General features: G+C 39.1%; 12 protein-coding genes. 5 read left to right on the top strand and 7 right to left on the bottom strand.

Annotated elements, in window-relative coordinates; genetic code table 11:
* Positions 1-3: 3 nt before the first annotated feature.
* From pth to H7U19_RS00835, 7 genes are all read right to left on the bottom strand, one after another.
* On the bottom strand, positions 4-630 hold the full coding sequence (gene pth / locus H7U19_RS00865; protein WP_186557948.1) for an aminoacyl-tRNA hydrolase: 627 nt from the start codon (positions 628-630) through the stop codon (positions 4-6).
* Positions 631-711: 81 nt separating this feature from the next.
* A complete protein-coding gene (clpX, locus tag H7U19_RS00860) occupies positions 712-1,944 on the bottom strand; it encodes an ATP-dependent Clp protease ATP-binding subunit ClpX (RefSeq protein ID WP_186557947.1) in 1,233 nt (410 codons plus the stop codon).
* A 78-nt stretch (positions 1,945-2,022) separates the two neighbouring features.
* Positions 2,023-2,694, bottom strand: coding sequence for an ATP-dependent Clp endopeptidase proteolytic subunit ClpP (gene clpP, locus H7U19_RS00855; RefSeq protein ID WP_186557946.1), 672 nt, complete (start codon positions 2,692-2,694; stop codon positions 2,023-2,025).
* A 109-nt stretch (positions 2,695-2,803) separates the two neighbouring features.
* The gene (gene tig, locus H7U19_RS00850; protein WP_186557945.1) at positions 2,804-4,132 is read right to left on the bottom strand and encodes a trigger factor; all 1,329 of its coding nucleotides are present in this window, start codon (positions 4,130-4,132) and stop codon (positions 2,804-2,806) included.
* Positions 4,133-4,262: 130 nt separating this feature from the next.
* A complete protein-coding gene (locus H7U19_RS00845; RefSeq protein WP_186557944.1) occupies positions 4,263-4,610 on the bottom strand; it encodes a phage holin family protein in 348 nt (115 codons plus the stop codon).
* Between the two features lie 22 nt (positions 4,611-4,632).
* On the bottom strand, positions 4,633-5,358 hold the full coding sequence (locus H7U19_RS00840) for an alpha/beta fold hydrolase (protein WP_186559821.1): 726 nt from the start codon (positions 5,356-5,358) through the stop codon (positions 4,633-4,635).
* A gap of 140 nt (positions 5,359-5,498) precedes the next feature.
* On the bottom strand, positions 5,499-6,212 hold the full coding sequence (locus H7U19_RS00835) for a pyridoxine 5'-phosphate synthase (protein WP_186557943.1): 714 nt from the start codon (positions 6,210-6,212) through the stop codon (positions 5,499-5,501).
* 87 nt (positions 6,213-6,299) lie between these two features.
* Between H7U19_RS00835 and H7U19_RS00830 the strand changes: the two genes are divergently transcribed.
* The 5 genes from H7U19_RS00830 (at position 6,300) to bamA (ending at position 11,987) form a co-directional block, all read left to right on the top strand.
* Positions 6,300-6,959, top strand: a complete 660-nt coding sequence (locus H7U19_RS00830) for a CBS domain-containing protein (protein ID WP_186559819.1) — start codon at positions 6,300-6,302, stop codon at positions 6,957-6,959.
* A gap of 10 nt (positions 6,960-6,969) precedes the next feature.
* A complete protein-coding gene (locus H7U19_RS00825) occupies positions 6,970-7,854 on the top strand; it encodes an NAD kinase (protein ID WP_186557942.1) in 885 nt (294 codons plus the stop codon).
* A 98-nt stretch (positions 7,855-7,952) separates the two neighbouring features.
* A complete protein-coding gene (gene porG / locus H7U19_RS00820) occupies positions 7,953-8,642 on the top strand; it encodes a type IX secretion system protein PorG (RefSeq protein WP_186557941.1) in 690 nt (229 codons plus the stop codon).
* Entirely contained in the window at positions 8,642-9,382 is a 741-nt protein-coding gene (gene uppS / locus H7U19_RS00815) for an undecaprenyl pyrophosphate synthase (protein ID WP_186557940.1), read from the top strand. Before porG ends, uppS begins: the two co-directional genes overlap by 1 nt.
* A gap of 10 nt (positions 9,383-9,392) precedes the next feature.
* Positions 9,393-11,987, top strand: a complete 2,595-nt coding sequence (bamA, locus tag H7U19_RS00810) for an outer membrane protein assembly factor BamA (protein WP_246454568.1) — start codon at positions 9,393-9,395, stop codon at positions 11,985-11,987.
* Positions 11,988-11,998: the final 11 nt, after the last annotated feature.

The raw sequence follows: 11,998 nt of genomic DNA, 5'->3' as shown, positions 1-11,998 counted from the left end.
TCACTATTTCCCATTAAAGGTATTCATCGTATTATTTACCCCTGAAAGGACAAAGGATTTAATCAATTCTAATGATTTATCGAGACGCTCCGGAAGTTTAGAATACTCGTCCTCCGTCCATTCTCCCAAGACATAATCCACTTGCCTACCTTTGGAAAAGGCATCGCTAATTCCAAATCTGAACCGGTTATATTTGGTTGTATTTAATTTATCCTGAATATCCTTTAGGCCGTTATGCCCGCCATCACTGCCTTTAGTTTTTAAGCGAATGCTACCAAAAGGGAGATTCAAATCATCTGTTACGACCAAAAGGTTTTCTAATGGCACTTTTTCTTTAGTGAGCCAATACTGTACAGCCTTTCCACTAAGGTTCATAAAGGTACTTGGTTTTAGAAAAATGAAAGTCCTCCCCTTTAATTTATAAATAGCAACATCCCCCAATTTTTGGGTTTCAAAAGAGACATCTTCCTTAGAGGCAAAATGGTCCAAAACTTTAAAACCAATATTATGACGCGTTTCTTGGTATTTTTCGCCAATATTGCCCAAACCAACTATTAAAAATTTCTTCATAGGGTCTTCATTATGTGAAATCTTTTTCAACTTAAACCATCGTCTAAAAAACTTGCACATCTCTCTTTCAATTAAAATCTGGTCAAAAATAAAAAAGCATCCTGAAAATCAGAATGCTTTCTTTTTAATTTATGTCTTCTACTAAGAAACCGCTTTTAGTTTCTTCAGTGTTGTTTTGGTCAATTTGTCCTCCGCGTAAGCCTTGGTAACATTTAATTTCTTGTCGTTGCTACTTGGCAATTCAAACATCGCATCGGTCAAAATTTCTTCGCAAAGCGAGCGCAAACCTCTGGCCCCTAATTTATACTCTATAGCTTTGTCTACAATAAAACCTAAAGCTCCATCCGTAATACTAAAATCGATATCGTCCATGGCAAACAGCTTTTTATACTGCTTGATAATGGCATTTTTAGGCTCTGTCAAAATCGCCCTCAACGTCTTAGCGTCAAGCGGATCCATATAGGTAAGCACTGGTAATCGACCAATAATTTCAGGAATTAACCCAAAATCCTTTAAATCCTTCGGAATAATATATTGCAACAGATTGTCCTGATCTATCACCTCATCAGACATGGAAGCCGCATAACCCACCGCTTTCATATTCAAACGTTTTGTGATTACACGTTCAATGCCATCAAAAGCACCTCCTGCAATAAACAGAATGTTTTCGGTATTTACTTCAATGAATTTTTGGTCTGGGTGTTTTCTACCTCCTTTTGGCGGTACGTTTACAACGGTTCCCTCCAAAAGTTTTAATAAAGCTTGTTGCACCCCTTCGCCTGAGACATCACGCGTTATAGAAGGGTTGTCACTTTTTCTGGCAATCTTATCTATTTCATCAATAAAGACGATACCTTTTTCGGCTTTCTCCAAATTGTAGTCGGCAGCTTGAAGTAAACGTGTTAAGATACTCTCTACATCCTCACCAACATAACCTGCCTCAGTCAGAACTGTAGCATCCACTATGGCCAAAGGCACATTAAGCATTCGGGCAACTGTTTTTGCCATTAAGGTTTTACCTGTACCCGTTTGCCCCACCATGATAATATTACTCTTTTGAATTTCAATATCATCATTTGAAGGCGCTTGCAACAAACGCTTGTAGTGATTGTAGACAGCAACAGCCATCACCTTTTTGGTCATTTCCTGACCGATGATATACTCATCCAAAAAGGCCTTGATCTGTTGAGGCTTTCTAAGTTTTAACTCTGCGGAAAGATCATTATTGTCGTTTTGTTTAGATTCTTCTAAAACAATCCCGTGTGCCTGCTCTATACATCTATCACAAATGTGGGCGTCTAGGCCGGCTATTAAGAGATTTGTTTCAGGCTTTTTTCTACCGCAAAACGAGCATTCTAATTCTTCTTTTGCCATTAATCATTGGGTTTTCAGGGAAGCAAATTATTTCTTAGTGCTTCATTTGGAACTGATAAAATTACAAAAAATATTTAACTATCTTGACAAAATCTCGTCGATCATGCCATATTCCTTGGCCTTATCAGCTTTCATCCAATAATCCCTATCACTATCTTCATAAACTTTGTCGTAATCCTGACCCGAATGCTTACTAATGATACGGTATAATTCCTCTTTCAAGGTCAAGATTTCTTTGGCTGTAATTTCGATATCGCTGGCCTGACCTTGTGCACCTCCCATTGGTTGATGGATCATCACCCTCGAGTGGGTTAGTCCACTACGTTTTCCTTTTTCACCAGCGCAAAGTAATACGGCGCCCATTGAAGCGGCCATACCAGTACAAATCGTAGCCACATCGGGTTTAATAAACTGCATGGTGTCATAAATGCCCAAACCGGCATAAACGCTACCGCCCGGGGAGTTGATGTAAATTTGAATATCCTTTGAAGCATCGGTACTTTCCAAAAACAGTAACTGGGCCTGAATAATATTAGCCACTTGATCATTGATACCGGTACCCAAAAAGATAATCCGATCCATCATCAAACGAGAAAACACATCGAAAATCGCAATATTCATTTGGCGTTCCTCGATAATGTTCGGTGTTAAGCCCACGGGATACATGCTACTAATGATCTTGTTATAATATGTACTGCTGATGCCTTGGTCCTTTATGGCGAATTTTTCAAATTCTTTTGCGTAATCCATATATGAAATGTCTTTTTCCTTTAAAATTTATAAATGAAATGATTCAATAAAAAAAATGCGCTTGAACGTCAATGGTTCAAGCGCATAAATATAATGAATATATATTTTATTATTTATCGCCGTAAACTTCTTTAACAAACTTTTCGTAACTCAATTCCTTGGTCTTTAAGTTGGCCTTTTCCTTGTAAAGTGCAATCAGTTTTTGGCTGATCAGTTGCTCCGAAATACGACGCGCTTCTTCCTGGTTTCCAAGAACTCTAGCGGCAATACCTTCCAATTCTTCATCCGAAGGGTCTAACTGACCGAATTGCGCCATCTGTGCTTTTATCATTTCCTTAGCATGCCCTTTGATGTCTTCTATTGTGACTTGGATATCATTCTCTTGAATTAATTTACCTTCAATCAACTGATACCTTAGGCTTTTTTCAGACTTTTCATATTCTTCTTTTGCCTGAGCCTCATCCAATTCGGTTTCACCAGAAGCTTGCATCCATTTGGTTAAAAACTCAGCCGGCAAGTCAAATTTCGTATTGTCCACCAAATACTCGGTAACGTCGTTTAACAATTTCTGGTCAGATTGCTGTTTAAATTGTTTTTCGGCATCTTCTTTAATTTTGGCTCTCATTTCTGTTACCGAAGTCACCACCTTAGGCCCGAACAATTTATCAAACAATTCTTGGTCCAAATCTGCCAATTCGCGGGTGTTGATTTCATTAATGGTGAATTGCACTTCGATATCCAAACCATGTGCCCTATCGTGATCTACCTTTAAAGCATGCATCAACTCATGATCGTCCTCATACAACCCTTTTGTGTTTAGGGTAATTACGTCACCCACTTTTGCACCAATAAATTGTTTTTCAGTAGATTTTCCTTTGAATTTATCCAAAGTCAAAGTCACTTTATTGTCAATTTCCTCGGCTTCATTAGTGTATGTTCCGGTAATTTCACTGGCTTTTGCAACCGTATCCTGAGACACCAATTTTCCATATTGCTTTTGGATACGCTCAACCTGCTCGTCAATCATCTTGTCATCCGCCACAATATTATAGTAGGCAATCGCTTTTTTGCTTTTTAGGTCAACATCAAATTCTGGCGCAAGCCCTAATTCAAATTCAAAAGAAAAAGCGTCACCATCCCAATCAATATCGTCCTGTTGTTTTGGTAACGGCTGTCCTAAAACGTCCAACTTTTCCTCCGTTAAATATTTATTCAATGCATCCTGAAGCAACTTGTTTACCTCATCTACCAATACGGCCTTTCCGTACTGCTTCTTTACCATTCCCATTGGTACGTGTCCTTTTCTGAACCCCGGAATATTGGCCGTTTTGCGATAATCGGATAGGATTTTCTCAACCTTATCACTGTAGTCTTCCTTCGCGATATCTACTTTTACTACCGCATTTAATGCATCTAAATTTTCTCTTGTAATATTCATACTATTGATATGCGCCTAATCAGGCATTTAATAAATAGGCATTTCAGCCTAAAATCCTCTAATCAAAATTGGGATGCAAAATTAGTATATTTTTACATCCCTGCAAAGTTTTTAATCTCTTGAATTTGAGCTACTTTTTATCTTCTTTTAAAAGCGAATGCAATATGGACTGAAGGATGGACAACAGAATACTGAAAAGGATGGCCCACCAGAAGTTTTTAACTGAAAATCCCGAGATCAATTCGTCTGCCAAAAGAATGATAACAGCGTTGATGACCAACAAAAAGAGGCCGAAAGTAAGAATTGTTGCCGGAAGGGTAAAAATCACCAAAATGGGTTTTACCAAAAGATTTAAAATTGAAATAACAACGGCAACAATAAGCGCACCAACGTATCCATCAACATTTACCCCAGATAAAAAATGGGCCAAAATGAATACGGCCACGGCGTTAAGCAAAAGTTTTAGAATGAGTTTCATAATAAATGAATTTATGTTTTTTTTAATTCAAGAATGCGACCACCGCCTCAAAAAAGGCTTTGGGGTTTTCGGCGTGCAACCAATGACCTGCATTAGGGATGTTTACAATGTCAGCTTTAGAAAAATGGTTTTTGATGATGCGCTCATCCTCAGCACCAATATATTCGGAGCGGTCCCCACGTAAAAATAAGGCTTCGCCCTCAAATCTGGCATAGCTGGGCAAGGGTTCGCCAACTTCGCTGACTTCCTCGCGCAAAACTTCCAAATTGATGCGCAAACCCAACTGTCCTTTTTCTACCCAGTATAAATTTTTAAGCAAAAACATGCGTGTTCCGGGATCTGACACATATGTACTCAAAACCTTATCTGCTTCTCCTCTACTTTTTACGATATCAAAATCCAAAGCACTCAAGCCATTTAAAATATCTTGATGATGCACGGGATAAAAGCGTGGCGAAATATCGGCCACCAATAATTTATCAATCATTTCGGGATACTGGCTTGCAAACAACATTGCCGTTTTTCCTCCCATGGAGTGCCCTAAAAGGATGATATCCTTCAAATTTTTGGCATCACAATAGTGTTTTAAATCCTCCGCCAATACCTCATAACTAAATGCGTCATCATGGAAACTATGCCCATGATTGCGCTGGTCCACTAGATGTACTTCGTAACCCAATTCGGCAAAATTTTTGCCATGGGTTTTCCAATTGTCGCTCATACCCAAGAAGCCGTGCAAAATGACCATTGGTTTTCCCTCGCCTAAAATGTTTGAATGTAAAATCTGCTTTTCTGCCACTAATTCACTAATTTATTTTTCTTTAAAGACACGTATTACACTAATTTTCACAAATTGACATACTGTATACTGCCACTGCCAACTGCCTACTATTTTAACTTCCTCAAATACATCTGTATCACATTTTCCACACCTAAATACAAACTTTCAGCCACCAAGGCATGTCCAATAGATACTTCCAATAAATTTGGAATATTTTGTTTAAAAAACTCAATATTATCCAAAGACAAATCATGCCCTGCATTAATACCCAAACCCAATTCATTGGCCAAAACGGCGCTTTCCGTATATGGTTTTACGCCATCTTTATTACCCAATCCATATTGATGTGCAAAACTTTCAGTGTACAATTCAATTCTATCTGTACCCGTTTCCTTGGCCCCTTCAATTTGTTTTAAAACCGGATCTACAAAAATGGAAGTACGAATCCCGTTATTCCGAAATTCCGAAATCACGTCCACCAAAAAATCCTTATGTTTAATCGTGTCCCAACCTGCGTTGCTCGTAATAGCATCCTCAGCATCGGGCACTAAAGTGACCTGCGTAGGTTTTACCTCTAAAACTAAGTCCATAAAAGAAGGAATCGGATTGCCTTCAATATTAAACTCGGTGTACACCTCCGGCTTTAAATCCCGTGCATCCTGATAGCGGATATGGCGTTCGTCCGGCCTTGGATGAACAGTAACCCCCTCGGCACCAAAACGTTGCACGTCCTTGGCAAATTCTACCACATTGGGCACATCACCCCCTCGGGAATTCCTTAAGGTAGCAATCTTGTTGATATTAACGCTTAGCTTGGTCATCAATTCATTTTTACCGCACAAAAATACAAACTAGAACAGGCTTAAGTAGCATTTTTTTGATTAATTTGCAGTATGAAGTCGCTAGCAATGAAACTTTCGGAATTGGTCATCAATGACATCAAACCCCTACCAAGTAGCAGTAAAATAAGTGAATTGCAGGAGGTATTCAATCAATTGACCTACACGCATTTGCCCATAATGGACGACAACGGTGTTTTTATAGGAACGTTTTTTGAAACCGACGTGCATTGTTTTGAAAGCAACAAATTGGCGAAAGACTACCTTTATGCCATTGAAGATTTTTATGTTCGGGACACTACGATTTGGCTGGATGTTTTGGAGGCTTTTGCACAGAATTCCACCAACATAATGCCCATTTTAAACGAGGAAAACGTTTATATAGGTTACTACGAATTGAATGACGTCATCGGCCTTTTTAATGAATCGCCCTTTTTCTTTGAAAGCGGTGGTGTTTTGGTAGTTGAAAAGGGCATCAATGATTATTCTTTTAGCGAAATCAGTCAAATTGTAGAATCTAATGGGGGCAAATTGCTTGGGGCATTTATTTCAAAAATTAAAAACGATGTGGTGCAAGTTACCTTAAAAATTGGTAGCACAGGATTGAACGACATTATTCAAAGCTTTAGGCGCTACAGCTACAATATTGCCACTGTCCATAAAGAAGATAATTTTACCCAAAGTTTAAAAGAGCGGTCGGACTACCTCAATAAATATTTGAATATTTAAACATTTGTACATGAAAATTGCCGTTTTTGGACGTTTTAGCAACAAGTTTACATTGACATCCTTAGATACGCTGCTGATATATTTGGTAAAAAAAGATGCCGAAGTATTTATTGAATCCGACTTTTCGGAATTGATAAAATCCTCTTCGCATAAAAAATCTTTTTACGACACTTTTGAAACCTTCGAAAAACTGGACGAGTCTTTTGATTTGCTGGTGAGTATCGGTGGCGACGGCACCATTTTAAGAGCCATTACCTTTGTAACCAATTTAGATATCCCAATTGTTGGCATCAACACCGGTCGCTTAGGGTTTTTGGCTACCATTCAGGTGGAAGATATTGAAAAGGCGATGGAAAACATCATCAAGGGTAGGTACAAAGTTTCCGAGCGCAGTATGCTTTCCATTGAAACCTCTCCCAAAACCGATGAAATATTCCCGCTAAATTTTGCTTTAAATGAAATAGCGGTAAGCCGTAAAAACACCACCTCCATGATTACGGTAGAAACTTTTTTGGATGGCGAATTTCTAACCTCTTATTGGAGCGATGGTTTAATTATTTCAACACCAACAGGCTCTACGGGATACTCCCTAAGTTGTGGTGGCCCGGTAATTACCCCTAGCACCAATAGTTTTGTGCTAACCCCTATTGCACCCCATAACTTAAGTGCTCGCCCATTGATTATTCCAGATTCTACTGAAATACAGCTTCGCGTCAACGGTAGGGAGGAACAACATTTGGTGTCTTTGGATTCTAGAATTGCTACGCTGGACAACGATACGCTGATCACCATTAAAAAAGCAGATTTTAAAATTAAGATGATCGACCTACTGGATGAAAGCTTTTTAAAGACCCTAAGGAAGAAAATGCTTTGGGGTGAAGACAAGCGTAACTAAACAATAATTCCGCATTATTTCTGTTTTAGCTTCATACAATTTCCCTCAAATTGTAATAGGCTCATCTTATTTATTATATTTGCAAACTTTAAAAGGCTATGCGCTACGTAACCCTATTCATAATAAGCATCTTAACCATGCAATTAAGTTTCTCTCAAATCAACGAAATCGGTGTTTTTTTGGGCGGGAGCAACTTTATTGGCGATGTTGGTGCCACGGATTATATTTCCCCAAATCAATTTGCCATTGGTGGTATTTATAAATGGAACAGAAGTAAACGACATTCGTATCGTGTGTCGCTGATTTTCAGTGAACTGGAAGGTATTGACGCGGAATCTGACGACCCAAGACGACAACAGCGAGGCCTGAGCTTTAATACCAGTGTTATGGAAGTTTCGGCGGGTATGGAGTTTACCTTTATGGACTTTAACCTTCATGAGGGACGACCTGTGGCTACACCATATTTGTACACCGGAATTAGCATTGCGAAACATGATAACAACTACTACAATGCTGGAGTGTTGACCTCCGAAAACAGTGAGAGTTGGGCTTACGGCATCCCCATGGTTTTAGGTTTTAAAATGCGTTTTATCGAGAATTTTATTTTAGGTTTGGAAGTTGGTGCGAGGTATACCTTTACTGATGAAATTGACGGAAGTGTTCCCGATGGGGAATTTAGAAGGGCGCAGTTCAGTATTGGCAACATCAACAATAACGATTGGTACATGTTTTCGGGCATTACGCTAACGTATACATTTGGGGAAAATCCCTGCTACTGTGTAGAATAATGGATTTAAAGGACAACATACTGCTTAATGCTTTACCCCGGCACATCGCCATCATCATGGACGGCAATGGACGTTGGGCAAAGCAAAAGGGTATGGTACGTGCTTTTGGTCACGAAAATGGCACCAAAGCGGTACGTAGAACTGTGGAGGCCTGCGCCGAACTGGGCGTATCGAACCTAACGCTATATGCCTTTTCCACTGAAAACTGGAATCGTCCAAAACTAGAGGTAAAAACCTTGATGAAGCTGTTGATTTCATCGTTAAAAAGGGAAATTAAAACCCTTCAGGACAACGATATCAAGTTGTCTGCAATCGGCAACCTCAATTCGCTCCCCGAAAAAGTGAACAAAGAACTTTCAGAAGTGATGGAGCGCACCAAAGATAATAGTCGCATGACGCTGACCTTGGCACTGAGCTACGGTTCACGGGAGGAACTGTTAAACGCCGTTAAAGAAATTAGCAATAACGTTAAAAATAATATAATTTCGCCCGATGCTATTGATGAATCGATTATTAATAAGCATCTTTACACGCAAAATTTGCCAGACGTGGATTTGCTTATCAGGACCAGTGGCGAACAACGTATTAGTAATTTTTTGCTTTGGCAAATAGCCTACGCTGAGTTGTACTTTACAAGCGTACTTTGGCCAGATTTTACCAAGCAACATTTGTATGAAGCGATTATAGAATATCAAAAAAGAGAACGACGATTTGGGAAAACAAGTGAGCAACTTAGCTAATACCTTCTTATTGAAAACTTACCTCAAACATTGTATAGCGTTAGTACTTATAGCACTTAGCTTCGCGCTTCATGGGCAGAATATTCAATACGAAAATAGCAAGAAATATAATTTGGCCGGTGTTTCGGTGTCCGGAAATACCAGTTTTAACGAACAGACCATTGTGGCCTATTCTGGCCTAAGAAAAGGCAAGGAAATCATGATTCCGGGCGAAGATGTGGCCAATGCCATCAAAAAATTGTGGAATTCCAAACTCTTCAGCGATATTGAAATCTTCATAAAAAATATTGAAGGCAATAATGTCTTTTTAGAGATTCAGCTTTCAGATTTGCCACAATTGAATGAGATAAAAATAACCGGGGTTAAAAAGGGAAAAAAGGAAGGTATAATCAACGACAACAAGTTGAAAAAAGGCACGAAAGTTACGGAAAACCTTATCACCACTACAAAGAACTTTTTAATTAAAAAATACAGGAAGCAAGGATTTTATAACGCCAAGGTGAATATCAATACCATTGAGGTTAAAGATTCGTTGGACAAGGCCAGAGTGAATATGGTTGTAGCTGTGGATAAGGGCCAAAAGGTAAAAATCAAGGATATTGTCTTTGATGGCCGTTCGGCGCTGAAGGAAAAACACCTGCGCAAGGCCATGAAAAGTACCAAGAAGATTAATCGGCTTCGTGTTTATAAGCGTTCAAAATTTATTGATTCAGCCTATCAGGCAGATTTATCTGCTTTAATTGATAAATACGCTGAAAACGGGTATCGGGATGCGCGAATTATTTCAGATAGCATCAGTGTGAATAGCGACAGGACCATTTCTATCCATTTGAAATTGGAAGAAGGCACTTTGTATAAGTTTGGAAAAATTGATTTTATAGGAAATACGGTTTATACGGACCGACAATTAAATCGTTATCTGCGCATCAAAGAAGGAGACACCTACAATGGCGTATTGTTGCAGGAACGTATTGCCGATAATTCCAAACCGGATGCTGATGATATTACCAACTTGTATCAAAATCATGGCTATTTGTTCTCAACCATAAACCCTGTGGAAGTTAGTGCCGAAAATAATGTTATCGATATGGAAATTCGTATTTCCGAAGGTAAACCTGCCTATTTTGATAATGTTACCGTTTCTGGAAACGATAAGACTAATGACCATGTGATTTACCGGGAAATGCGTACCCGCCCCGGGCAATTGTATAGTAAGTCCAATGTAGTGAGAACCATTCGTGAATTGGGGCAATTGGGCTTTTTTGATGCTCAGGAGCTTACTCCGGATATCAAAAATCCTAATCCAAATGAAGGTACGGTAGATGTGGAATATACTGTAAAAGAAACTGGATCCAGTCAAATAGAACTCCAAGGTGGCTATGGTGGCGGTGGCTTCATTGGTACTCTTGGGCTATCCTTTAACAACTTTGCGATTAAGGATATTTTCAAAAAAGATGCATACAAGCCCATTCCTATGGGCGATGGTCAAAAATTGGCCTTGAGATTACAAGCAAGCCGATTTTTCCAAACCTATAGCTTTTCATTCTCTGAGCCATGGTTAGGCGGTAAACGTCCAGTGCAGTTTTCGACCTCTATATCGCATACCAAACAGTTTTTGTTTGACCCTGTTACCAGAGGCGCAGATCGCGACCAAAGTTTTAATATTACTGGAATCACTCTTGGTCTAGCCAAACGCTTAACCGTTCCTGACGATTATTTCACTCTTTCGCAGGCTTTAAGCTTCCAGCTTTATGATTTGAACAACTACAACACTGGGCTTTTTACGTTTGGTAACGGTAGTTCTAGAAACCTATCATATACCATAGGGCTAAGCCGAAATAACACAAGAATTGATCCAATATTCCCAACAGGTGGATCTAATTTTAACGTTACGGCCAAACTTTCTATTCCTTACTCTTTGTTTGATGGCGTGGATTATGAAGCCTTGAATAATGAACGTAAGGACAAGCAACAAATAATAGATAATTTCAGACTGAACTCAAACCCTACACCTGCTGAAACTAAAGAGTTTAATGAGGCATCAACAAGAAGATCTGAAATAGACCAAGAACGTTTTAAATGGCTTGAGTTCTACAAAATCAATTTTAAAGGAGACTGGTATACTGAGATTGTCAAAAATTTGGTTTTAAAACCAACTGTTGAATTTGGTTTTCTAGGCGCCTATAATAATGCTAGAGGAGAAATCCCTTTTGAACGTTTCTTTTTAGGTGGTGATGGTTTAGGCAACTTTGCGTTGGACGGCAGGCAGGTTATTGCCTTGCGTGGTTACCCAAACCAATCGCTTTCAAGTAGGGATGGTGGTACCATTTATAATAAATTCTCACTGGAATTGCGCTATCCAATAACTTTGGAAGCCTCGGCCAAAATTTTTGCCTTAACCTTTTTAGAGGGTGGTGCTTCTTATGATAATTTTAGGGATTATAACCCATTTAACCTTCAAAGGTCGGCAGGTGTAGGCGTGCGTATATTTATGCCAGCCTTCGGTTTACTGGGTATAGATTTCGGTCATGGTTTCGATCCTATTCCGGGTGATGCAGAAAAAAGCGGATGGCAAACGCACTTCATTATCGGTCAGCAATTTTAAAGAAAATTTTA

This window comes from Hyunsoonleella aquatilis (assembly GCF_014270105.1).
Lineage (GTDB): Bacteria > Bacteroidota > Bacteroidia > Flavobacteriales > Flavobacteriaceae > Jejuia > Jejuia aquatilis.
The sequence above is the reverse complement of the archived record's forward strand: the minus strand, read 5'-3'. Positions and strand labels throughout refer to the sequence as shown.